We start from the raw sequence: 23,177 nt of genomic DNA on the forward strand, positions 1-23,177 counted from the left end.
TTGGATCCCCGCCTTCGCGGGGATGACGGCTACTCGAGCATTACAGGGTCGGCGGATAAGGCTTGTTGGCATCGATGCCGTACTTGGCGATCGCGTCCGCCACGGTCTGGGCCGGGATCTTGCCTTCCTCGGCCAGGGACTTCAGCGCGGCGACCGTGATGTAGTAACGGTTCACCTCGAAGAAGTCGCGCAGCGCGGCGCGGGTGTCCGAGCGGCCGTAGCCGTCGGTGCCCAGCACCTTGTAGGTGCGGCCGTTCGGGATGTAGGCGCGGATCTGCTCGGCGAACATGCGCATGTAGTCGGTGGTCGCGACGATCGGGCCCTGCGAATCCTTCAGCAGCTGGGTCACGTACGGCAGACGCGGCGACTGGGTCGGGTTGTGCAGGTTCCAGTGATCGGCGTCCTGGCCGTCACGGGCGAGCAGCGTGAACGACGGGCAGGACCAGATGTCGGCGGCGACGCCCCAGTCGTTCTTCAGCAGCTCGGCGGCGAAGACCGACTCGCGCAGGATCGTGCCCGAACCCATCAGCTGGACGCGGTTGGCGGCCGACTTGTCGCCTTCCTGGAACAGGTACATGCCCTTCAGGATGCCCTCTTCCTGGCCCGGCTTGATGCCCGGCTGCTCGTAGCTCTCGTTCATGATGGTGATGTAGTAGAACACATCTTCCTGCTTCTCCACCATGCGATGCAGGCCGTTCTGGATGATCACCGCCACTTCGTGGGCGTAGGTCGGGTCGTACGGAATGCAGGTCGGGATGGTCGCCGCGATGATGTGGCTGTGGCCATCTTCGTGCTGCAGGCCTTCGCCGTTCAGCGTGGTACGGCCGGCGGTGCCGCCCATCAGGAAGCCGCGGGCGCGGATGTCGCCTGCCAGCCAGACCAGGTCGCCGACGCGCTGCATGCCGAACATCGAGTAGAAGGTGTAGAACGGGATCATCACGCGGTTGTTCGTCGAGTACGACGTCGCCGCGGCGATCCACGAGCACATGCCGCCCGCTTCGTTGATGCCTTCCTGCAGGATCTGGCCGGCCTTGTCTTCGCGGTAGTACATCACCTGGTCCTTGTCGACCGGTTCGTACAGCTGGCCCTGCTGGTTGAAGATACCGATCTGGCGGAACAGGCCTTCCATACCGAAGGTACGCGATTCGTCGACCAGGATCGGCACGATGCGCTGGCCGATTTCCTTGTCCTTCAGCAGCGAGGTGATCACGCGGACATAGGCCTGGGTGGTCGAGATCTCGCGGCCCGGGGCGGTCGGATCGAGCACGGCCTTGAAGGTTTCCAGGGCCGGCACCGGCAGCTTCTCGTCGGCCTGTTCGCGGCGCGACGGCAGGTAGCCGCCGAGGGCCGCGCGGCGCTCGTGCAGGTACTTGATTTCAGGCGCGTCGTCGGACGGCTTGAAGAAGGGGATCTCGGCCAGCTTGTCGTCCGGGATCGGAATGGCGAAGCGGTCGCGCATTTCGCGGATGGCTTCGTCGTCCAGCTTCTTGGTCTGGTGCGCGGTGTTGCGCGCCTCGCCCGACTTGCCCATGCCGAAGCCCTTGACGGTCTTGACCAGCAGGACGGTCGGCGAGCCCTTGTTTTCCTGGGCGTTCTTGAAGGCGGCGTAGATCTTGTGCGGATCGTGGCCGCCGCGGGTCAGGCGCCAGATGTCGTCATCGGTCATGTTGGCAACCATCTTCAGCAGCTCGGGGTGCTTGCCGAAGAAGTGCTTGCGCACGTAGGCGCCGTCTTTCGCCTTGTAGTTCTGGTATTCGCCGTCGACGGTTTCCATCATCACGCGCTGCAGGATGCCGTCCTTGTCCTTGGCCAGCAGGGCGTCCCAGCCCGGGCCCCAGATGACCTTGACGACGTTCCAGCCGGCGCCGCGGAAGTCCGCTTCCAGTTCCTGGATGATCTTGCCGTTGCCGCGTACCGGACCGTCCAGGCGCTGCAGGTTGCAGTTGACGACCATGACCAGGTTGTCGAGCTTCTCGCGCGCGGCCATGCCGATCGCGCCCATCGATTCCGGCTCGTCCATCTCGCCGTCGCCGCAGAAGACCCAGACCTTGCGGTTGTCGGTGTCGGCGATGCTGCGGGCCTGCAGGTATTTCAGGAAACGCGCCTGGTAGATCGCCATCAGCGGGCCCAGGCCCATCGAGACGGTCGGGAACTGCCAGAAACCCGGCATCAGTTTCGGGTGCGGGTAGGAAGACAGGCCCTTGCCGTCGACTTCGCGCCGGAAGTTCAGCATCTGTTCTTCGCTGATGCGGCCTTCCAGGAAGGCGCGCGCATAGACGCCCGGCGAGGAGTGGCCCTGGATGTACAGCAGGTCGCCGCCGTGATTCTCGCTCGGGGCCTTCCAGAAATGGTTGAAGCCGATGCCCAGCACGTTGGCCAGCGAGGCGAAGGACGACAGGTGGCCGCCCAGGTCGCCGTCGGCGCGGTTGGCCTTGACGACCATCGCCATGGCGTTCCAGCGCATCCACGAGCGCAGGCGCTCTTCATATTCGAGGTTGCCCGGGCAGTGCTCTTCGAGGTGCGCCGGGATGGTGTTGACGTATGCGGTATTGCTGGAGAACGGCATCTGGGCGCCGCGGCGGCGGGCCAGATCGACCAGGCGCTCCAGCAGGTAGTGGGCGCGGTCGGTGCCTTCGAATTCGATGACTGCTTCGAGCGCGTCGAGCCATTCCTTGGTCTCGATCGAATCCGGATCATTGGCGGCCTGGGCCGTCAACTGGTCGAGTTGAGCTGACATTGCTACGTCTCCTTGAGTTGGTGCCCCACCCGACCTTGAGCCTGACTGCGGACGTTTGGTGGCGAAAAGACTATCCCTAAATTAAAGCCTGTCGATTCTACCAGTGGAGCACCTGTTTTTCAAAATACGATATACGATTTCATAATATGAAAAATGGCATGCGCCCTACATACGCCGGCGCCGCGCATATATACATCGTCGTCCCCGCGCAGGCGAGGATCCACGTTCTGTTCGCGCTATCGAAACGCCAGCAAACCTGGATCCCCGCCTGCGCGGGGACGACGGAGAAATACGCGGCAAGGCCGGAATTAAACGCGGCAAGGCCGGTTTTTTTACTAACAATAATCTTCGCCGCCCAACTCGGCAGCAACATCCATAAATATGACGTCGAACGCCTCTTCGCGGCGCGCGATACCGGACGGGCACGTATAATTTCGTTTTTGTCCAGAAGCCGAGTCCCGCCATGCCTGCCCAACTGATCGACGGAGTCAAACTTTCCCAACAACTGCGCGCCGACATCGCCCGCCGCGCCGCCGAACTCACCGCCGAAGGCCGCCAGCCCGGCCTGGCCGTGATCATCGTCGGCGACGATCCGGCCAGCCACGTCTACGTGCGCAACAAGGTCAAGGCCTGCAACGAAGCCGGCTTCCACTCGGTGCTGGAAAAATACGAGGCGGACTTCTCGGAGCAGGCCCTGCTGGACCGCATCGCGGCCCTGAACGCCGACCCGGCCATCCACGGCATCCTCGTGCAGATGCCGCTGCCCAGGCACATCGATCCGTCGAAGGTGATCGAAGCGATCGCCACCACCAAGGACGTGGACGGCTACTCGGTGCTGTCGGCCGGCGAACTGGTCGCCAACCTGCCGGGCTTCCGTCCCTGCACCCCGTACGGCTGCATGAAGCTGATCGAGACCACCGGCGTCGACCTGCGCGGCAAGCACGCGGTCGTGATCGGCCGTTCGAACACGGTCGGCAAGCCGATGGCCCTGCTGCTCTTGCAACAGAATGCCACCGTCACCATCTGCCATAGCGCGACGCCGGACCTGGGCTACCACACCCGCCAGGCCGACATCGTGGTTGCCGCGGTCGGCCGCCGCAATACCCTCCGAGGGGACATGGTCAAGCCGGGCGCCATCGTGATCGACGTCGGCATCAACCGCGACGACGAAGGCAAGCTGTGCGGCGACGTCGATTTCGCCAGCGTCAGCGAAGTGGCCTCGCACATTACGCCGGTCCCGGGCGGCGTCGGCCCGATGACGATTACCATGCTGTTGATGAACACGCTCGAGTCCGCGGAACGCGGGCTTGCCAAGAATCAAGCAAAGCCTGGCCAGGCCTCGGGGATGGACCCGAAACCCGGCCTCGCCTGAACACTGAAAGGAATACCATGAGCATCGATGCCAGCAATCCTCTTCTCGCGAATCCACTTCTCGATTTCTCGGGCCTGCCGCGCTTCGATGCGATCAAGCCCGAGCACGTCACCCCGGCGATCGAGCAGCTGATCGCCGATGCTCGCAACGTGGTCCAGCAGCTGGAAGCGCCCGGCGACAAGGTGGGCTGGGACAGCTTCGTGGTCCCGCTCGAGGAAGCCACCGAGCGCCTGGGACGCGCCTGGGGCGTGGTCAACCACCTGAACCACGTGATGGACACGCCCGAGCTGCGCGCCACCTACAACGAGAACCAGCCGAAGGTGACGGAGTTCTGGACCGAGCTGGGCCAGAACGAGGCGCTGTTCGCCAAGTACAAGCAGCTGCACGCCAGCACGGAATTCGTGAACCTGACGCCGGCGCGCAAGCGCATCGTCGAGAACGCCCTGCGCGACTTCCGCCTGGGCGGCGCCGAACTGCCCGAGAAGCAGAAGGAACGCTTCGCCGAGATCCAGGAGCAGCAGGCTGCGCTCTCCACGCGCTTCTCGGAAAACGTGCTGGACGCGACCAACGATTTCAAACTGCTGGTCGAGAACGAAGCCGATCTGTCCGGCCTGCCCGACGACGCCAGGGCCGCGGCCCGCGCCGCCGCCGAACGCGACGGAAAGCAGGGCTGGCAGTTCTCGCTGCACTTCCCCTCCTACTTCCCGGTGCTGCAGTTCGCAGACAAGCGCGAGCTGCGTGAAAAAATCTACCGCGCCAATGCCACCAAGGCGTCCGAGATGGGCGTCGTGTTCTCCGAAGTCGAGAAGTGGGACAACACCAGCAACATCGCCCAGCTGCTGAAGCTGCGCGACGAGGAAGCCAAGCTGCTCGACTTCCGCAGCTTCGCCGACGTCTCGCTGGAGCCGAAGATGGCCGAGAGCCCGGAACGCGTGATCGAGTTCCTGGAAGACCTGGCGCGCCGCGCCCGTCCCTACGCCGAGAAGGACCTGGCGGAGCTGCGCGCCTTCGCCAGGGACGAACTGGGCATCGAAGAGATGCAGGCCTGGGACGTCGCCTACGCCTCCGAAAAGTTGCGCGAGAAGCGCTACGCATTCTCGGCCCAGGAAGTGAAGCAGTACTTCCCCGAGTCCAAGGTCGTGGCCGGCCTGTTCGGCGTGATCTCCAGGCTGTTCGGCGTGAGCATCGCGCCGGACCAGGGCCCGGTCTGGTATCCGGACGTGCGCTTCTATCGCATCGAGCGTGACGGCAAGCTGATCGGCCAGTTCTATCTCGATCCGTATGCGCGTCCCGGCAAGGGCCAGGGCGCGTGGATGGACGATGCCCGCGGCCGCCGGATGGCGACCGGTGGCATCGTGCAGACGCCGATCGCCTACCTGGTCTGCAACTTCACCCCGCCGGCCATCGTCGACGGCCAGCAACAGCCCTCGCTGTTCACCCACGACGAAGTGACGACCCTGTTCCACGAGTTCGGCCACGGCCTGCACCACATGCTGACCGAAGTCGACGAATTGAGCGTGTCCGGCATCTCGGGCGTGGAATGGGATGCGGTGGAACTGCCGTCGCAGTTCATGGAAAACTTCTGCTGGGAGTGGGACGTCCTGCAGGGCATGACCGCCCACGTGAAGACGGGCGAGCCGCTGCCGCGCGAGCTCTACGACAAGATGCTGGCGGCGAAGAACTTCCAGTCCGGCATGCAGACGCTGCGCCAGGTCGAGTTCTCGCTGATCGACATGCACCTGCACTACGACTTCGACCCGCACAGCCAGAAGACGGTGCAGGCGCTGGTGGACGAGGTGCGCAGCAAGTTCTCGGTGCTGATCCCGCCCGCGTTCAACCGCTTCCAGCACAGCTTCGGCCATATCTTTGCCGGCGGCTATGCGGCAGGCTACTATAGCTACAAGTGGGCGGAAGTGCTGTCGGCCGATGCCTATGCCGCCTTCGAAGAGGCGGTCGAGGCGGGCGGCGCCGCGCTGGATGAAACCGGCAAGCGCTTCCACCGCGAGATCCTGTCGGTGGGCGGTTCGCGTCCTGCGCTCGAATCGTTCAAGGCCTTCCGCGGCCGCGAACCGCAGATCGATGCCCTGCTGCGCCATAGCGGCATGCAGGCGGCTTGATGGCCCCGGGGCCTGGACGGAGACGAGCATGAGGGATAGGCAGGTCGAGGACGGCGGGCGGCGCGGGCGGCGGATGCTGCCGGGGCTGGTGCTGCTTGCCTGCGTCTCCGGCGCTGTCTCCGCCCAGGTCTATAAATGGACCGACGCACAAGGCACGGTCCACTATGGCGACACGCCGCCGGTGCAAGCGGCGTCCAGCCAGCTCACCACGCCGTCCCAGGACGGGGCCGGCCAGGGCGCCGCCCTCCCCTACGAACTGGCGCGGGCCGTCAAGGCCAGCCCGGTCACGCTGTACACCACGACGCAGTCCGCCTGCGCCGGCTGCGACCAGGGCCGGGCCCTGTTGCGCGCCCGCGGCGTGCCCTATACCGAAAAAACCGTCAACACCGACGAGGACAAGGAACTGCTGCGCCAGCTCGACGCCAGGCTGGAACTGCCGCTGCTGGTAGTCGGCAGCCGCAAGGTCGCCGGCTTCCAGGAGGCCGCCTGGCAGGCGGCTTTGACGGCGGCGGCCTATCCGCGCTCGGCCCAGCTGCCGTCCGGCTACCGTCACGCGGCGCCGGAACCGGCCGCGCCGGGCAAGCCCTACGGCGTGCGCAACCCCGCGCCGCCGGATGAAGCCGCGGCCCAGGCCGCCGAACAGCAGCCGCGCCGCCCGGCCGCGCGCGACGCCGCGCCGCCCACCACGGCGCCCGCCAGGCCGCCGGCGGGCAATGCCCCGCCCGGTTTTCAATTCTGACGCATCGAACGCCCATGACCCGGATCGACTTCCATACGAATATCCCCGACAAGCTCGGCTACGCCTGCCGACTGGCGCGCAAGGCCTATGCCGCGCGCGGCAAGGTCGTGCTGCTGGCCGAGACCAGCGACCAGGCCGACCAGCTCAACGAGGCGCTGTGGACCCTGTCCGGCACCGACTTCGTCCCGCACGTGATGGCGGGCGATCCGCTGGCGCCGGAGACGCCGGTCATCGTCACCGTCGACGAACGCGCCGCCCTGCCCCACCACGACATGCTGGTCAACCTGACGCGCCGCACGCCGGAAGGCATCGACCAGTTCGCGCGCGTGTTCGAGATCATCTCGACCGACGAGGAAGACGCCGCCGCCGGGCGCGCCCGCTACGTCGCCTACCGCAAGCAGCAGTATCCGCTGACCCACTTCGTGGCAGGCCAGTCATGACCGATACCCCCTCCTTCGACGAGATCCCGGTCCTGACCGAGGTGGTGGCCGAGCCGGCGCCTGCTTCTGCGCCTGCTCCGGATGTGGTGGCGGAAACGGCGGCGCTTGCCCAACCGGCTGCCGAAGCTGCCGTCGCGCCGATCGAGGATGCCGCCCCGCCCGAACCTTCAGCGGCCGCAGCGGCCCCGGCCCCGGCCGACGCCGGCGCCCTCGACGACGAGGCCTGGCGCACCCTCGAGGAACGCCTGGTCACGCGCGTGCTGGACCGCCTGCAGCCGCGCATCGACGTGGTGCTGGAAGACCAGCTGCGCGACCAGATGGCGATCGTGCTGGACCACGTGGCCGAACGTCTCGGCCTGGAACTGCGCAGCGCGCTGCAGCAGTCGATCGAACACGTGGTCGCCCGCGCCGTACAGCAGGAACTGGCCCACCTGAGCGCGCGCCAATCCTGAGCATTTCGCGGCTTTTCCGACCCGTCGCGGGGCAAGTGCGCACCGGCTTCGTGCGGTCTTCAGCTTTTGCTTTTCCAGTCCGGAAAATTGATGTACCTTTTCCTGGCGTATGGCGCAAATTACTGGAGAACTCGGAGACACGCATGCAGGCAAAACTGAAACTCACCCTCATCCCGGCCGCCGTCGCGCTGGCCTTCGCCGGCTCCGCCGCGGCCCAGCAGGTCGTCAAGATCGGCCACGTGGCGCCGATCTCCGGGCCCAGCGCCCACCTCGGCAAGGACAACGAAAACGCCGCGCGCATGGCGGTCGACGAACTCAATGCCAAGCCCTTCACGATCAACGGCCAGAAGGTCACGCTGCAACTGGTCTCGGAAGACGACGGCGCCGATCCCAAGCAGGGCACGGCGGTCGCGCAGAAGCTGGTCGACGCCCACGTCAACGGCGTGATCGGCCACCTGAACTCGGGCACCACGGTGCCGGCCTCGAAGATCTACAACGATGCCGGCATCGTGCAGATCTCGCCTGCCACCACCGCCCCGGCCTACACCCGCCAGCGCTTCCCCGGCGCCTTCCGCGTGGTGGCGAGCGACGCCAAGCTGGGCGGCACGCTGGCGAAGTATGCGTCGAATACGCTGAAGGTGAAGAACATCGCCGTCATCGACGACCGCACCACCTACGGCCAGGGCGTGGCCGACGAATTCGTGAAGGGCGCGAAGGCCGCCGGCATCCGCGTCTCGGGACGCGAATTCACCAACGACAAGGCAACCGACTACACCGCCATCCTCACCTCGATCAAGGCGAAGAAGCCGGACCTGGTCTTCTTCGGCGGCATGGACTCGGTGGCCGGCCCGATGCTCAAGCAGATGAAGGCGCTGGGCATCCAGGCGGTCTTCATGGGCGGCGACGGCATGTGCACCGAAGCGCTGGGCCGCCTGGCCGGCGATGGCCTGGTGGACGGCAAGGTGATCTGCGCCGAGGCCGGCGGCGTGAAGGGGCCGCAGGAAAAGGCGATGGACGACTTCCGCGCGCGCTACAAGCAGAAGTTCAACCAGGACGTGCAGTTGTACGCGCCGTATGTGTACGACTCGGTGATGGTGATGGCCACCGCGATGCAGAACGCGAAATCGGCCGATCCGGCCAAGTATCTGCCGGTACTGAAGAACATCAAGTACGAGGGCGTGACCGGCACCATCCAGTTCGATCCGAACGGCGATATCAAGGACGGGGCGCTGACGCTGTATACCTACAAGGGTGGCAAGCGCAGCAAGATCGACGTGGTGCGCTGATCTTTTGTGGCCTTGAAATGAAAAAGCGCCCCGGTTCGAGGGCGCTTCTTCGTTGCAGCGGCGTGCGGCTTATTTCTGCGCCAGCACCCACTTGACCAGGCTGCGGGCTTCGGCCTCGCTCACCTGCGGATTGGCCGGCATCGGCACCGGTCCCCAGACGCCCGAGCCACCCTTCATGACCTTTTGCACCAGCTTGTCCTCGGCGCCTTTCTGGCCCGCGTACTTCGCGGCGACATCCTTGTAGGCCGGGCCCACCAGCTTGGTGCCGATCGCGTGGCACGCCATGCAGTTCTTGGCTTTGGCCAGGTCGGCCTGCGCGAAGGCGCTGGTCGACACCAGGGCGGAGACCGCCATCAACAACATCAGGGACCGTTTCATTCCGTACTCTCCAAAGTGAAATCCTATGCAAGATTCTATCTTGTTTCCTCTGCGTAGGTGCAGTGGATACAGTCAGTAACGGCTGATACACATTTCGGTTGACGGAATGGCAGGATTTCGTTGCTTGAAGGAACTATTATTGTAAGATGGCCGCAGAAAGTAAAGGAACTCTCATGCCGCTCATCCTCCTGCTCGCCGCCCTGGTCGCCCTGCGCTTCTTCGAGGTCTGGCGCTTCGCCCAACTCTCCTGGTGGTGGATCGTCGCCCTGGCCGCGATCGCCTTCATCTGGTTCGAATTCATCGAAAAGATACTCGGCCTCGACAAGAAAAAAGCCCACAAGACCGACGAAGCCCGCCGCAAGGAAAGAGTCAAACAAGCCTTCGACAAACGCAAATAAAAATTCGGGGTCAGAGCACATTTCGCCCCAAATTCGGGGTCAGAGCACATTTTGCGGAAATTGCTTCCGGTATCGGAATGCTGGCTTGCAGCCTCCCGCTCCGCTGTCCACGCCAGCCAGCGCCAGCTCGTATTTCTTCCTGACGGAAATTGATCAAAAAAGTGCTCTGACCCCGAACTGGGGTGAAAAAGTGCTCTGACCCCGAATTTGGTTTGCTCGGCTGTGATACATTTCGCGAATAGACGAGTTGGAAATCGCGGGAAATGCATATCACATGAATCTGGAACTGCGTCAGCTGCGCTACTTCGTCACCGTCGCCGAGGAGTTGCATTTCGGGCGGGCGGCGGCGCGCCTGCATATGACACAGCCGCCGCTGTCGCAGGCGATCGCGGCGCTGGAAGAGTTGCTGGGGGCGCCGCTGTTCGTGCGTAACCGCCGCACGGTGGAGCTGGCGCCGGCCGGCAGCGCCCTGCTTCCCGAAGCGCGGCGCCTGCTGCTCGAGGCGAATGGCTTGCCGGCGCTGGCGCGGCGCGCGGCCGCCGGCGAGGCTGGCCGCCTCGCCCTGGCCTTCGTCACCTCCTGCGACTACAACGTGCTGCCGGCCTTCCTGCGCCGCTACAGCGAGCGCTATCCCGCCGTCCACCTGAACCTGATCGAAGCGACGTCCGACGTGCAGGCCGAGGAGCTGCTGCGCGGACGCGTCGACGCCGGCCTCCTGATCCCGCCGCTGCCGGATAAAGCCCTCGGCCAGCTCGATTACATGAAGGTGCTCGACGAGCCCCTGATCCTGTGCGCCCCCGCCGGCCTGGACGCGCTGCGCCGCGAAGGTCCGGTCAAGCTGCAGGACCTGCCGCGCCTGCCCCTGATCGTCTTCCCGCGCGAGATCTCGCCGGCCCTGCACGACGCCATCCTGTCCTGCTTCCGCGCGGCCGGCATCACCCCCGTGATCGGCCAGCTGGCGATCCAGATGCAGACCATCGTCAGCCTGGTGTCCGGCGGCATGGGGCTGGCACTTGTGCCACAATCCGTGTCTAACCTGATGCGGCCCGGCGTAGAATACCGTGCCCTCGCGGATCCGACCCCGCTCGTCGAGACCGGCATCGCCTGGCGCCGCGACAACCCGTCGCCGGTGCTGAAGGGCTTTCTGGAACTACTGAGGAATCACTGATTATGCTCGTCCATCCGAACCCGGACCCCGTCGCCTTCCACATCGGCCCCGTGCCGATCCACTGGTACGGGATCATGTACGTGGTCGCCTTCGCCCTCTTCATCATCCTCGGCCGCGTGCGCATCAGGACCCAGCCGCACATCCAGGCCCAGGGCTGGACCAAGGAAGACCTGGACGACATGCTGTTCTACGGGATGCTGGGCGTGGTGATCGGCGGGCGCCTGGGCGAGGTGCTGTTCTACCAGCCGGCCCACTTCCTGGCGAACCCGATCGACATCTTCAAGACCTGGCAGGGCGGCATGTCCTACCACGGCGGCTTCATCGGCGTGCTGCTGGCGATGGCGCTGTGGGCCAGGAAGCGCAAGCGCAACCTGCTCGACGTGTACGACTTCATCGCGCCGATGGTCCCGATCGGCTATGCCTGCGGACGCCTGGGCAACTTCATCAACCACGAACTGCCGGGCCGCATGGCCGATCCTTCCCTGCCCTGGGCCATGAAATGGCCGGGCATCGAGGACCACCTGGTGCATCCGTCGCCGCTGTACCAGATGCTGGTCGACGGCATCCTGGTCTTCGTCATCATGTGGATCTTCGCGCGCAAGCCGCGCCCGCGCCTGGCGGTCGGCGCCCTGTACACCCTGCTGTACGGCTGCGCGCGTTTCTTCACCGAGTACTTCCGCGTGCCGGACTGGGAAACCCACATCCTCGGCATGCCGATCACCTCGGGCCAGGTGCTGTCGGTGCCGATGATCGTGGCCGGCCTGCTGATGCTGGGCTGGGCCTACTCGGACGGTAACAAGCGCGCCGTGCACGCCTAAGAGGCGCGCTTACAAGGCGCATAGGCCTTCTCCTGCACGCGGCCAAGGCGCCGTCCGCTGGACGCGTAGGAGAGAAGCCCGGCCTGCGTTTATCGGTTAAATGGAGCACCGTTCGTCGCCACATGGGAAACTATCGTGGCCTCATGAAGCACGCCATCTCACCCAGAAAGCTGTATGCGATGCAGCGCATGTCGACCGCATTGAGGCGCGCCGCCGCCGCGCGGCCCTTCGGCGCCGCCACGGACCAGGCCTTGCGCTGGGCCGCGGTCTGGGGCATGTGCGCCGGCATCCGCACGCCGCATACCCGGGTGCGCCTGCGCCGCGAAACGCTGATCGGTACGTCGGTCTGAGCGACGTCAGCTGACGCCGGCCATGTCGAGGATCTTCTTCCACTGCCCCGGCGTCACCGGAGAAATCGACAGCCGGCTGCCCTTCTGCAGCAGCACCATGTCCTCCAGTTCCGGCACGCCGCGCAGCGCCGTCAGCGGCAGGTAGCGGCCCTGGCCGGCCGCCTGCACGTCCACCGAGATCCAGCGCGGATTCTCGCGCGTGGCCTTCGGATCGAAGTAAGGGCTGCTTGCGTCGAACTGCGAGGCATCCGGATACGGGGTACTGGCAACCCGCGCGATGCCCGCCACGCCCGGCACCGCGCAGCTGGAGTGATAGAACAGGACGCCGTCGCCGACTTCCATCTGGTCGCGCATGAAATTGCGGGCCTGGTAGTTGCGAACCCCGAACCAGGCGACTGTCTTGTCTGGCGCATTCAGGACGTCGTCGAAACTGACTTCATCGGGTTCGGATTTCATCAACCAGTAGCGCATGCGGTTCACTCCAAAAGAACGTGGACAATAAAAAAGCGGCTGCGCACATAAAGTGTCGCAACCGCTCCGATTGTAGCCCCGCCTGTGCCGTTTTTGCCGGCATCCCGAACCTGACGGCTCAAGGTGGTCACAGTCAGCTCAATTTCGGGTTCGTCAAACTAGTGACGATCACGCCCACCGAGAATGTTCCGCAACCTATGCGATTGAATGGTTCAAGGAATATATGGCAAATCTCGAACACCGCAGGGTAGCCGCCAGTTTACTACGATGAACCGGCATGTCAAACGAATTTGATCTCAGAACAGGTTTTCCTGCGGCGCCAGGGCCTGATCCAGCACCGAGTTCATCGCTTCCAGTTTCTGCTTGACCTCCAGCATGGACTGGTCGCCGAGCGGGCCTTGCGGCGATTTCACGGACAGGAATTCTGCAGCCACCGACAGCGCGGCCATGACGGCGATGCGGTCGGTTCCCTTGACCTTGCCCGAGTCGCGCAGGGCGCACATCTTGCTGTCGAGGTAGTGGACCGCTTCGCGCAGGGTCTGCTGTTCGCCTTCCCGGCAAGCCAGGCGGTAGGATTGGCCCATGATGAGCACATCGAGCTGGATCATTGCGCGGCCTCCTCGTCGTCAGAGTTGGCGGAGGCGTCCTCGTCGACGGACACCTCGGCGGGTTCGAGTTGGGCGAGCATCGCTTCGACGCGTTGCTGGGCCTGCAGCAGCCGGTTCTTGAAATCGACGTTCTCCGCGCTCAGCAGGGCGTTGGCCTGGCGCAGCAAATAGTTCTCGCTGCGCAGCGATTGGGCCAGCTGGGCGAGGCGGTCGATTTTATCGGACAGTTCTTGGAATTCGGAAATCATCCATAACTATAGGATCGGGATCGATTTTTCGTCAACAGATGCCGTGCCGTGCGCGGGTTTCAAGAAATGAATGGTAGGCTTCTGCGCTTTCCTACCCCGCGCGGGTCGATCCGCTTGCGGAACATCAAAAAAGACTGGCAAATCCCCAACATCACCGCTTGAAATGGGAAATTATCGTCCCTATAATTAGCACTCGTTAGTGAAGAGTGCTAACAACTCTTTGCACCGCAGCCGATACCGGGGCGGTTATCAAACGAACAGTCAATCAACAATCAAAGGAGTTTTGCATGAACCTTCGCCCATTGCACGATCGCGTGATCGTGAAGCGTCTCGACCAGGAAACCAAAACTGCGTCCGGCCTGATCATCCCCGATGCAGCGGCCGAAAAACCGGACCAGGGTGAGATTCTCGCCGTGGGCAACGGCAAAGTGCAAGAAAACGGCAACGTCCGTCCGCTGGAAGTGAAAGTCGGCGACCGCGTGCTGTTCGGCAAGTACTCGGGCCAGACCGTCAAGGTCAACGGCGAGGAACTGCTGGTCATGCGCGAAGAAGACATCATGGCCGTCGTGGCCCAGTAATCAGTCCAAACACTTTCCTGAATACGGAGAATTAATAAAATGGCAGCTAAAGACGTAATTTTCGGCGATGTGGCACGCGCCAAGATGGTCGAGGGTGTGAACATCCTGGCCAACGCAGTCAAAGTCACCCTGGGCCCGAAAGGCCGCAACGTGGTGCTGGACCGTTCGTTCGGCGCCCCGACCGTCACCAAGGACGGCGTCTCGGTCGCGAAAGAGATCGAGCTGAAAGACAAGCTCATGAACATGGGCGCGCAGATGGTCAAGGAAGTCGCTTCGAAGACCAGCGACAACGCCGGTGACGGCACCACCACCGCGACCGTGCTGGCGCAAGCCATCGTGCGCGAAGGCATGAAGTTCGTTGCCGCCGGCATGAACCCGATGGACCTGAAGCGCGGCATCGACAAGGCCGTCGCAGCGACCGTCGAAGAACTGAAGAAGATCGCCAAGCCGACCACCACCTCGAAAGAGATCGCCCAAGTCGGCACCATCTCGGCCAACTCGGATTCGTCGGTTGGCGAGCGCATCGCTGAAGCGATGGAAAAAGTCGGCAAGGAAGGCGTCATCACCGTCGAAGACGGCAAGTCGCTGAACGACGAGCTGGACATCGTCGAAGGTATGCAATTCGACCGCGGCTACCTGTCGCCGTACTTCATCAACAACCCGGACAAGCAGGTTGCCGTTCACGAGAACCCGTTCGTCCTGCTGTGCGACAAGAAGATCTCGAACATCCGTGACCTGCTGCCGGTGCTGGAGCAAGTTGCCAAAGCTGGCCGTCCGCTGGTCATCGTCGCCGAAGACATCGAAGGCGAAGCCCTGGCGACCCTGGTGGTCAACAACATCCGTGGCATCCTGAAGACCGTCGCCGTCAAGGCCCCGGGCTTTGGCGACCGCCGCAAGGCCATGCTGGAAGACATCGCCATCCTGACCGGTGGCCAGGTCATCGCCGAAGAAGTCGGCCTGACCCTGGAAAAGGTCACCCTGGCTGAACTGGGCCAGGCAAAGCGCATCGAAGTCGGCAAGGAAAACACCATCATCATCGATGGCGCTGGCGCCGCTGAAGCGATCGAAGCACGCGTCAAGATGGTCCGCGTCCAGATCGAAGAAGCGACCTCGGACTACGACCGCGAAAAACTGCAGGAACGCGTTGCCAAGCTGGCCGGCGGCGTTGCCGTGATCCGCGTCGGTGCCGCTACCGAAGTCGAGATGAAAGAGAAGAAAGCACGCGTGGAAGACGCGCTGCACGCTACCCGCGCTGCCGTCGAAGAAGGCATCGTCCCGGGCGGCGGCGTGGCCCTGCTGCGCGCCCGCGCTGCAATCAAGGTGCAAGGTGACAATCCGGACCAGGAAGCCGGCATCAAGATCGTCCTGCGCGCCATGGAAGAGCCGCTGCGCATGATCGTCCAGAACGCCGGTGAAGAGCCGTCGGTGGTCGTGTCGGCCGTGCTGGCCGGTACCGGCAACTACGGCTACAACGCCGCCAACGGCACCTACGGCGACATGGTCGAAATGGGCGTGCTGGACCCGGCCAAGGTCACCCGCTCGGCACTGCAGAACGCAGCGTCGATCGCTGGCCTGATGCTGACCACCGACTGCATGGTCTCCGACATCGCCGAAGACAAGCCGGCCGGTGGCATGGGCGGTATGGGTGGCATGGGTGGCATGGGCGGCATGGACGGCATGATGTAATCAAGCCGGACGGCTCCACAGCCAACCGAGTAGTAAAGTAAGGCCCGCGGGGTTTGCGCCCCGCGGGCTTTTTTCATTCCGGGAGACGAGCGATGCCATCGGTAAAACTGGACGAACTGGAAAACGCGGCCATCCTGGTCGACGACGGCGAAGGCAGTGCGAAGGCGCTGGTGGCGCGCGACACCGGCATGATCCACCTGCTGAACGACGACTACATGGACGAGGAAGCGCCAGTGCCGGGCGACTTCGACGCCGGCGACGCCTATGTGTCCGTACCCGCCGCCAGCACGCTGGGCCTGGGCCGCGAACTGATGTTCCGCTTCGCCGCCACCCACCTGGCCGGCGACCGCGACCGGGTGCGCGAGCTGTTCGAACGCGGCGACGGCTACGACAGGTTCGCCCGCCTGGTCGAGGAACGCGGCCTGCTCGATTCCTGGTATCGCTTCCGCGAAGAAGAGACCCGGGTTGCGCTGGAAGGGTGGTGCCGGCAGCATGGGCTGCAACTGGAGGGATGAGCCGGCGTGATCTGGTCCCTGCATTACCTGCGAGACTGCGGAGCGGCAGAGCTGTCGCGCGACTATGCTGCCGATTGCGACCTCCTGCTTGTGGAATTGCATCCGCGCCGAGGCCGCCTTTCCGACACTGGATGTGTTCCTGCGATAAGTTGCCCATAAGACTATGCTGGGTGTAGACTGGTCCTTGGTCCACAATGTTTTCACCCATGTCCACACGTCCTGTCCGCCTGATCGGCGCCGCCCTCCTCGCCCTGTGCGCCCTTGCCGCCTGCAAGCGCGAAGAAACGCCGCCGCCCAAGCCGGCCGTCGCCGAGACGCCCGCCGCCCCCACCCGCACGCGCGACCAGGCCGTCGCCGAACTGATGGCGCTGCCTGAGATCAAGACGTGGTCGGAGCAGATCGAGAAGAGCTCGAAAGGCAAGGTGCACGGCGCCGTGATCGAGGACGATCCGGCGCCGCGCGTCATCGAGGGCAAGGCCTATTACCAGCTCAGCTTCGTGGAAAACCGCAAGCAGGACATTCACCGCCGCGCCAGCTTCCTGGTCGAGAAGAATGGCGACGAGATCCTGGTCGAGGATGGGGAAACGGATACCTTGCAGTCGCTGTCGGAATGGCGGCGGAATATCCGGCACGTTGAACTTAAATAAGCTTGGCCCCGCCTGCGCGGTGATTAAGCCACGCGGGCGACGTAATTTGATTGAGATTGATTCAGCACAAACCGCCTGCAGGTTGATGCGCTTATCGTAATCAGCGCCGCTGGCCGCGCGGTGCCGTCGCATGCGAATGTGGCAGTGCCCACTCCTCCCCCGGCCGGCGGCTCCTGAATCGCTTCCTAACTTCCCTTCCACTCCGCCAGGTAATGCTGGGGCGTCCTGCCCAGCAATCGCCTGAACATGCTCGTGAACGCGCTCGGACTGGCATAGCCCAGCGCCCGCGCGATCGCGCCCACGCTTTCCCCGCGCGCCAGCATCTCGAAGGCATGGGCCAGGTGGACCTGCTGCACCCATTGGCGGTAATGCAGGCCCGTTTCCTTCGGGAACAGGCGGATCAAGGTGCGCGCGCTGGCGCCGGCGTCCAAAGCAAGGTCTTCCAGGCGGCGCGGGCTGCCCGGCTGCGCCATGATCTCCGTGCACAAGGCCTGCAGGCGGCGGTCGCGCGGCCAGGGGACGGCGATCGGCACCGTCTCCATCGCCGCCAGTTCGGACAGGATCAGGCGCGCCAGGTCGCCGCCGCGGCCCTCGGGCGGATAGTCGACCGGCTCCTGCGCCAGCGCCAGAATCAGTTCGCGCAGCAGCGGGCTCACTTCCAGCACCTTGCAATCCTCGACCAGGCTGCCGCCCGCCTCGGCATCGATGTACAGGGTGCGCATATTGACGTTGCTGAGCATGGTCAGCTCGTGCAGCACGCCCGGCGCGATCAGGAGGGCGCGGCGCGGCGGGATGATCCAGACGCCCAGTTCCGTGCGCACCCGCATCAGGCCGTCGCTGGCGTACAGCAGCTGCACCCAGGGGTGGCTGTGGGCTTCGATCATGTCGCCGTGGCGGGCCTCGGACGGCACCGCGGTAACCTTGCGCGGCAGCGCGATGAAACGCGGGCGATAGCGGGGAGAGGGTGTGAGTGTCACTTGGGCGACGAAAAGTGGAATATGCGTTCGGACTGTCCATATTACACTCCTAGGCTTTCCAGATCATTCATCGCCATGAGCTCCACGACTTCCACTCCTGCACCCACCAAAGCCGCGGCCTCGGGCACCGTGCTGCAGATCCTGTTCTCGGTCGCCTTCGTCCACCTGCTGAACGACTGCGTGCAGGCCGCGCTGCCGGCCATCTATCCGCTGCTGAAGCAGGAATTCGCGCTCAGCTTCGCCCAGGTGGGTCTGATCACCCTGACCTTCCAGTGCACCGCCTCGCTGCTGCAGCCCTGGATCGGCCTGTACACCGACAAGCGCCCGATACCCTTCCTGCTGCCGGTGGGGATGTGCATGACCCTCATCGGCGTGGGCCTGCTGTCGGTGGCGGGCAGCTTCGGCATGCTGCTGGTGGGCGCCGGCCTGATCGGCGTCGGTTCCTCGACTTTCCATCCGGAAGCCTCGCGGGTAGCGCGCCTGGCCTCGGGCGGACGCTTCGGCTTCGCCCAGTCGCTGTTCCAGGTCGGCGGCAACCTCGGCTCGGCCCTCGGCCCGCTGCTGGCAGCCGCGATCCTGATGGGCAGCGGCCACGGCAAGTTCGCCTGGTGCGCGGTCCTGATCGTGCTGGCGGTGGCGGTGCTGGTGGGCGTGAGCCGCTGGTACGGCAGCCACCTCAAGAGCGCGCCGAAGAAGGCGGCCGCCCACGCGGGTCCGGCGCTGCCGCGCAAGCGCGTGATCCAGGCCCTGGCCGTGCTGGCGATGCTGGTGTTCTCGAAGTACATCTACATGGCCAGCCTGTCGAGCTACTACACGTTCTTCCTGATCGAGAAGTTCCACGTGCCGGTCGACACCGCGCAGATGTACCTGTTCCTGTTCCTGGCCTCGGTGGCGATCGGCACCTTCGCCGGCGGCCCGATCGGCGACCGCATCGGCCGCAAGCGCGTGATCTGGGTCTCGATCCTGGGTGCGGCGCCATTTACGCTGGCCCTGCCCTACGCCAGCCTCGGCTGGACCGCCGTGCTGTCGGTGGTGATCGGCCTGGTGATGTCCTCGGCCTTCTCGGCCATCGTGGTGTTCGCCCAGGAGCTGGTGCCGGGCAAGGTCGGCATGATCGCCGGGATCTTCTTCGGCCTGATGTTCGGCATCAGCGGCATCGGCGCCGCCGCGATGGGGCAGATCGCCGACGTCGCCGGCATCGAGCAGGTGTACCGGATCGCGTCCTTCCTGCCGCTGCTGGGGATCCTGGCGGCCCTGCTGCCGAATATGGAGAAGGCCCGCCCTACTCGATAACGTTGAGCTCGCTCTCGTCCTCGGTATAGCGCACCGGCGCCAGGCGATTCTTCTCGATGATCTCGCTCAAGGTCGGCTCCGTGCCGGCCGGGGCGATTTTTTCTTGAGCCAGAATGTGCTCGAGGATTTCCATGTCGCTGCAGCGGTTCGGCGCAGCGAATTGCAAGGGTTCAGGGTTATCCCGGTACCAGACGCGGTAGATTGGCATGGCAAGCTCCATGGTAAGAAGCTTGATTGTATGACAGCTCGCTTGCCGCACGATTCAGCCGTACGGCGAACTTGTCAGACATCTTACATCGACAGGGTTTCCCTACCTTGGGCCGCCTCCAGCGACTCCTGGGCCTTGCGCAGGCGCTCCCTGCTGTTGCCGATGTGCAGGCGCATCGCCGCCCGGGCGGACTCCGCATCGCCGCGCGCAATGGCGTCGACGATCTGTTCGTGCTCGCGCCCCACCTGTTCCATATAAGCCACAGGATCGGCATGGGTCAGGCGCGCCGAATTGATGCGCGCCCGCGGGATGATGTTGGCGCCCAGGTGCTGCAGGATGGCGCGGAAGTATTCGTTGCCGGACGCCTGGGCGATCGCCAGGTGGAAGCGCTGGTCCAGCTCGACGGTGTCCTCGCCGCGGCGCGCGGCCTGCTGCAGGGCCGCCAGCGCCGTCCTCACCTCCGCCAGCTGGGACTCGGTGCGGCGCGCCGCCGCCAGGCCGGCCGCCTCGGTCTCCAGGCCGATCCGCAATTCCAGCAGCGCGATCACGTCGCGCACCGTCACCACGGTGGCCGGATCGATACCCATGATGGGCGGCGCCGGCGGCAGCACGAAGGTGCCGATGCCGTGGCGCGTCTCGACCAGGCCGGCCGCCTGCATGCGAGAGATTGCCTCGCGTACCACGCTGCGGCTCACGCCCTGTTCCGCCATGATTTCCGTTTCGGTCGGCAGCTTGTCGCCGGGGTTCAGCTCGCCGCTGCGGATGTGCTCGGTCAGCTGGGCCACCACGAGCTGGGCCAGATTGCGGTGTTTACGAGGTGCTGGGGAGAGCATCATGTCGATTGCTATTTTAGGAATGCCTGATTATACTGGCCCTTAACTTGTAAGACGTCAGACAACTGACGCATCACTAATCAGGCAGCACGGAGGCACTCAGATGGACGCACACACGACCGGAACGCCACGCAGCATCCGGATGCACGACAACGATAACGTCGCCATCGTCGCGAACGATGGCGGCCTGCCCGCCGGCACCGTCTTCCCCGACGGACTGGTGTTGAAGGACAAGATCCCGCAAGGACACAAGGTGGCGCTGCGCCCGATCCCGCAAGGCGACGCCATCCTTCGCTACAACGTTGCCATCGGCTACGCGCTGCGCGACATCGAGCCGGGCCAGTGGATCGAGGAATCCCTGGTCGGCATGCCGCCGGCGCGCGAGCTGGACAACCTGCCCATCGCCACCATCCGCCCCGAAGCCCTGCCCCCGCTCGAAGGCTATACCTTCGAAGGCTACCGCAACCCGGACGGCTCGGTCGGCACCCGCAACATCCTCGCCATCAGCACCACGGTGCAGTGCGTGTCCGGCGTCGTCGAGTTCGCGGTCAGGCGCATCAAGGACGAACTGCTGCCGAAGTACCCGAACGTCGACGACGTCGTCAGCCTCGACCACACCTATGGATGCGGCGTCGCCATCGAAGCGCCGGGCGCCGAGATCCCGATCCGCACCCTGCGCAATATCGCGAAGAACCCGAACTTCGGCGGCCGCGCCATGCTGGTCAGCCTGGGCTGCGAAAAGCTGCAGCCGGGGCGCCTGTTCCCGGCCGCTGGACTTTCCTCTTCCATGCCGATCAAGGACGTGAACGGCCCCGACCACGTCTGCCTGCAGGACAACGCCCACGTCGGCTTCGGCTCCATGATCGAAAACATCATGGACACCGCCGAGCGCCACCTGATGGAGCTGAATGCGCGCCGCCGCGAGACCTGTCCGGCTTCCGATCTGGTGGTCGGCGTGCAGTGCGGCGGCAGCGACGCCTTCTCGGGGGTGACCGCGAATCCGGCGGTGGGCTTCGCCAGCGACCTGCTGGTGCGCGCCGGCGCCGCCGTGATGTTCTCGGAAGTGACGGAAGTCCGCGACGGCATCGACCAGCTGACCGCGCGCGCCATCGACGAAGCCACGGCCCAGGCCATGATCCGCGAGATGGCCTGGTACGACGAATACCTGAAGCGCGGCGGCGTCGACCGCAGCGCCAACACCACGCCGGGGAATAAAAAGGGCGGCCTCGCCAACATCGTCGAGAAGGCGATGGGCTCGATCATCAAGTCCGGCACGGCGCCCATCACCGGCGTGCTGTCGCCGGGCCAGAAGCTGGAGCAGAAGGGCCTGATCTATGCCGCCACCCCGGCCAGCGATTTCATCTGCGGCACGCTGCAGCTGGCCGCCGGCATGAACGTCCACGTGTTCACCACCGGCCGCGGCACGCCCTACGGCCTGGCGGCGGTTCCGGTGGTGAAGGTCGCCACCCGCGACGACCTGGCGCGGCGCTGGCACGACCTCATGGACATCAACGCCGGCCGCATCGCCACCGGCGAAGCGACGATCCCGGATGTCGGCTGGGAGCTGTTCCACTTCATCCTCGACGTCGCCAGCGGACGCAAGAAAACCTGGGCCGAGCACTGGCGCCTGCATAACGCGCTGGCGCTGTTCAATCCGGCCCCTGTGACGTAAGCACCAGTAAGCCCCGTTTTCACCCAAGCAGCGACTGCGACCGGCTTGTCAAAAGCCGGCGCGGCCGGCGCACGCCCCTACCCATAACAACAGACAGGAGACAGCAGCATGAAGAAAGCAGCAGCACTGATCGTCAGCCTCGCCGCCGGCGCGGCAGCACAGGCCCAGACCCAGGTGCAGATCTACGGCATCGTGGACGCCGCCATCGTCGGCGAGCACGGCGGCGTCGCCAGCCCGTCCACCAAGCTCACCAGCGGCGCCGCCTCGGCCTCGCGCATCGGCTTCCGCGGCACCGAGGACCTCGGCAATGGCCTGTCCGCCTTCTTCACGCTGGAAACCGGCGTCAAGATCGACACCGGCGAGGTCGACGCTGCCGGCACCATCTTCAACCGCCAGGCCTTCGTCGGCCTGAATACGCGTGCCGGCCAGGTGGCCCTGGGCCGCCAGTACACGCCCTGGCACACGGCGCTGGCCGCGGTCGACCCCTTCGGCACCGGCTATGCGGGCACCTCGAAAAACCTGTTCCCGGACAACGGCACCAACGTCCGCACCAGCAACACGATCACCTATAAATCGCCAAAGTTGAACGGCTTCGACGGCGAACTGGCCTATGCCTTCGGCGAGCAGCCGGATGCCTCGACCGGCCGCCAGTTCGGCGGCGCGATCGGCTACGCCAACGGCCCGCTGGTCCTGCGCGCGGCCTACAACAGCAAGAACACCGACGTCACCGCCACCGCGAGCGCGCCCTTCGTCAGCCGCTCGCTGGGCCGCAATACCCTCCTGACCGCCGCCTGGCAATTGCAGATGGTGTCCCTGCGCTTCGCCTACGGCATCGACAAGGGCTTCAATGCCGCCACGCTGGGCAATGCCAACAATCCTTACGGTGGCGTCAAGCCGACCCCGTCGCTAGACGGACGCTCGGTCCTGCTGGGCATCTCCGCGGCGATCGGCCCGGGCACGCTGATGGCTTCGGTCATGCACAAGGACGACCGCACCAGCTTCAACCAGGACGCCAATTCCTGGGGCATCGGCTACCTGTATGGCCTGTCCAAGCGCACCGGCCTGTACGCGGCCTACGCCCATATCGATAACAAGAACGGCGCAGGCTACACTGTGGCAAACAATACCGAGACCGGCACCGGCAACACCGGCTACAACCTGGGTATCCGCCATAGTTTTTAAAAAG

25 protein-coding genes and 1 other RNA gene are annotated in these 23,177 nt (G+C 64.7%); 17 read left to right on the top strand and 9 right to left on the bottom strand.

Annotated features, from left to right (window positions below):
- Positions 1–40: 40 nt before the first annotated feature.
- Positions 41–2,737, bottom strand: a complete 2,697-nt coding sequence (gene aceE, locus AC1DOP_RS21050) for a pyruvate dehydrogenase (acetyl-transferring), homodimeric type (RefSeq protein ID WP_442124937.1) — start codon at positions 2,735–2,737, stop codon at positions 41–43.
- A gap of 463 nt (positions 2,738–3,200) precedes the next feature.
- On the opposite strand from aceE, the gene folD reads away from it, so the two are divergent.
- From folD to AC1DOP_RS21080, 6 genes are all read left to right on the top strand, one after another.
- Positions 3,201–4,109 (top strand): bifunctional methylenetetrahydrofolate dehydrogenase/methenyltetrahydrofolate cyclohydrolase FolD, encoded by a 909-nt coding sequence (folD, locus tag AC1DOP_RS21055; protein ID WP_477253128.1) that lies wholly within the window; start codon positions 3,201–3,203, stop codon positions 4,107–4,109.
- A gap of 17 nt (positions 4,110–4,126) precedes the next feature.
- The gene (locus tag AC1DOP_RS21060) at positions 4,127–6,226 is read left to right on the top strand and encodes a M3 family metallopeptidase (protein ID WP_477253130.1); all 2,100 of its coding nucleotides are present in this window, start codon (positions 4,127–4,129) and stop codon (positions 6,224–6,226) included.
- Positions 6,227–6,254: 28 nt separating this feature from the next.
- Positions 6,255–6,965: a glutaredoxin family protein gene (locus AC1DOP_RS21065; protein WP_477253132.1), complete on the top strand. Its 711-nt coding sequence runs from the start codon at positions 6,255–6,257 to the stop codon at positions 6,963–6,965.
- A gap of 14 nt (positions 6,966–6,979) precedes the next feature.
- A complete protein-coding gene (locus AC1DOP_RS21070; RefSeq protein ID WP_477253134.1) occupies positions 6,980–7,405 on the top strand; it encodes a DNA polymerase III subunit chi in 426 nt (141 codons plus the stop codon).
- Positions 7,402–7,857, top strand: coding sequence for a hypothetical protein (locus AC1DOP_RS21075; protein ID WP_477253136.1), 456 nt, complete (start codon positions 7,402–7,404; stop codon positions 7,855–7,857). The genes AC1DOP_RS21070 and AC1DOP_RS21075 overlap by 4 nt, the downstream gene beginning before the upstream one ends.
- A 143-nt stretch (positions 7,858–8,000) precedes the next feature.
- Positions 8,001–9,143, top strand: coding sequence for a branched-chain amino acid ABC transporter substrate-binding protein (locus AC1DOP_RS21080; RefSeq protein ID WP_477253138.1), 1,143 nt, complete (start codon positions 8,001–8,003; stop codon positions 9,141–9,143).
- Between the two features lie 69 nt (positions 9,144–9,212).
- On the opposite strand, the gene AC1DOP_RS21085 is transcribed toward AC1DOP_RS21080, so the two are convergent.
- Positions 9,213–9,521: a c-type cytochrome gene (locus AC1DOP_RS21085; protein ID WP_442123545.1), complete on the bottom strand. Its 309-nt coding sequence runs from the start codon at positions 9,519–9,521 to the stop codon at positions 9,213–9,215.
- Between the two features lie 173 nt (positions 9,522–9,694).
- Between AC1DOP_RS21085 and AC1DOP_RS21090 the strand changes: the two genes are divergently transcribed.
- The 4 genes from AC1DOP_RS21090 (at position 9,695) to AC1DOP_RS21105 (ending at position 12,255) form a co-directional block, all read left to right on the top strand.
- Positions 9,695–9,919: a TIGR04438 family Trp-rich protein gene (locus AC1DOP_RS21090; protein WP_477253140.1), complete on the top strand. Its 225-nt coding sequence runs from the start codon at positions 9,695–9,697 to the stop codon at positions 9,917–9,919.
- A gap of 274 nt (positions 9,920–10,193) precedes the next feature.
- Positions 10,194–11,087, top strand: a complete 894-nt coding sequence (locus AC1DOP_RS21095) for a LysR family transcriptional regulator (RefSeq protein ID WP_442123547.1) — start codon at positions 10,194–10,196, stop codon at positions 11,085–11,087.
- 2 nt (positions 11,088–11,089) lie between these two features.
- Positions 11,090–11,905, top strand: a complete 816-nt coding sequence (gene lgt / locus AC1DOP_RS21100) for a prolipoprotein diacylglyceryl transferase (protein WP_477253142.1) — start codon at positions 11,090–11,092, stop codon at positions 11,903–11,905.
- Between the two features lie 143 nt (positions 11,906–12,048).
- Positions 12,049–12,255: a hypothetical protein gene (locus AC1DOP_RS21105; protein ID WP_442123549.1), complete on the top strand. Its 207-nt coding sequence runs from the start codon at positions 12,049–12,051 to the stop codon at positions 12,253–12,255.
- A gap of 6 nt (positions 12,256–12,261) precedes the next feature.
- Here AC1DOP_RS21105 and AC1DOP_RS21110 read toward each other — a convergent pair whose 3' ends face one another.
- The 4 genes from AC1DOP_RS21110 to AC1DOP_RS21125 form a co-directional block, all read right to left on the bottom strand.
- On the bottom strand, positions 12,262–12,726 hold the full coding sequence (locus AC1DOP_RS21110; RefSeq protein WP_477253144.1) for an EVE domain-containing protein: 465 nt from the start codon (positions 12,724–12,726) through the stop codon (positions 12,262–12,264).
- Between the two features lie 71 nt (positions 12,727–12,797).
- A non-coding RNA gene (gene ssrS, locus AC1DOP_RS21115) (6S RNA) lies at positions 12,798–12,978 on the bottom strand.
- A gap of 44 nt (positions 12,979–13,022) precedes the next feature.
- Complete coding sequence (locus AC1DOP_RS21120; RefSeq protein ID WP_442123551.1) at positions 13,023–13,334, bottom strand: cell division protein ZapA; 312 nt, start codon at positions 13,332–13,334, stop codon at positions 13,023–13,025.
- Entirely contained in the window at positions 13,331–13,582 is a 252-nt protein-coding gene (locus tag AC1DOP_RS21125) for a hypothetical protein (protein ID WP_442123552.1), read from the bottom strand. The genes AC1DOP_RS21120 and AC1DOP_RS21125 overlap by 4 nt, the downstream gene beginning before the upstream one ends.
- Before the next feature lie 287 nt (positions 13,583–13,869).
- On the opposite strand from AC1DOP_RS21125, the gene groES reads away from it, so the two are divergent.
- The 4 genes from groES to AC1DOP_RS21145 all read left to right on the top strand — a co-directional run bounded on the left by groES (position 13,870) and on the right by AC1DOP_RS21145 (position 17,008).
- On the top strand, positions 13,870–14,160 hold the full coding sequence (gene groES, locus AC1DOP_RS21130; RefSeq protein WP_052233260.1) for a co-chaperone GroES: 291 nt from the start codon (positions 13,870–13,872) through the stop codon (positions 14,158–14,160).
- 39 nt (positions 14,161–14,199) lie between these two features.
- Positions 14,200–15,846: a chaperonin GroEL gene (groL, locus tag AC1DOP_RS21135; RefSeq protein WP_442123553.1), complete on the top strand. Its 1,647-nt coding sequence runs from the start codon at positions 14,200–14,202 to the stop codon at positions 15,844–15,846.
- A gap of 92 nt (positions 15,847–15,938) precedes the next feature.
- Positions 15,939–16,361 (top strand): hypothetical protein, encoded by a 423-nt coding sequence (locus AC1DOP_RS21140; RefSeq protein WP_477253147.1) that lies wholly within the window; start codon positions 15,939–15,941, stop codon positions 16,359–16,361.
- A 206-nt stretch (positions 16,362–16,567) separates the two neighbouring features.
- Complete coding sequence (locus tag AC1DOP_RS21145) at positions 16,568–17,008, top strand: hypothetical protein (RefSeq protein WP_477253149.1); 441 nt, start codon at positions 16,568–16,570, stop codon at positions 17,006–17,008.
- A 185-nt stretch (positions 17,009–17,193) separates the two neighbouring features.
- Here the strand turns inward: AC1DOP_RS21145 and AC1DOP_RS21150 are convergent, their stop codons facing one another.
- Positions 17,194–17,985, bottom strand: a complete 792-nt coding sequence (locus AC1DOP_RS21150; protein WP_442123556.1) for an AraC family transcriptional regulator — start codon at positions 17,983–17,985, stop codon at positions 17,194–17,196.
- A 75-nt stretch (positions 17,986–18,060) separates the two neighbouring features.
- Between AC1DOP_RS21150 and AC1DOP_RS21155 the strand changes: the two genes are divergently transcribed.
- Positions 18,061–19,278 carry an MFS transporter gene (locus AC1DOP_RS21155; protein WP_477253152.1) on the top strand — a complete coding sequence of 406 codons (1,218 nt, stop codon included), beginning with the start codon at positions 18,061–18,063 and terminating at the stop codon, positions 19,276–19,278.
- Here AC1DOP_RS21155 and AC1DOP_RS21160 read toward each other — a convergent pair.
- Complete coding sequence (locus AC1DOP_RS21160) at positions 19,268–19,486, bottom strand: hypothetical protein (protein WP_442123558.1); 219 nt, start codon at positions 19,484–19,486, stop codon at positions 19,268–19,270. The genes AC1DOP_RS21155 and AC1DOP_RS21160 overlap by 11 nt on opposite strands.
- An 83-nt stretch (positions 19,487–19,569) precedes the next feature.
- Positions 19,570–20,322 (bottom strand): FadR/GntR family transcriptional regulator, encoded by a 753-nt coding sequence (locus AC1DOP_RS21165; protein WP_477253154.1) that lies wholly within the window; start codon positions 20,320–20,322, stop codon positions 19,570–19,572.
- A 100-nt stretch (positions 20,323–20,422) separates the two neighbouring features.
- Between AC1DOP_RS21165 and garD the strand changes: the two genes are divergently transcribed.
- Both garD and AC1DOP_RS21175 read left to right on the top strand, forming a co-directional pair.
- A complete protein-coding gene (garD, locus tag AC1DOP_RS21170) occupies positions 20,423–21,991 on the top strand; it encodes a galactarate dehydratase (protein ID WP_442123560.1) in 1,569 nt (522 codons plus the stop codon).
- Between the two features lie 108 nt (positions 21,992–22,099).
- Positions 22,100–23,173 carry a porin gene (locus AC1DOP_RS21175; protein ID WP_477253156.1) on the top strand — a complete coding sequence of 358 codons (1,074 nt, stop codon included), beginning with the start codon at positions 22,100–22,102 and terminating at the stop codon, positions 23,171–23,173.
- Positions 23,174–23,177: the final 4 nt, after the last annotated feature.

The organism is Massilia sp. 01N410 (assembly GCF_056399665.1).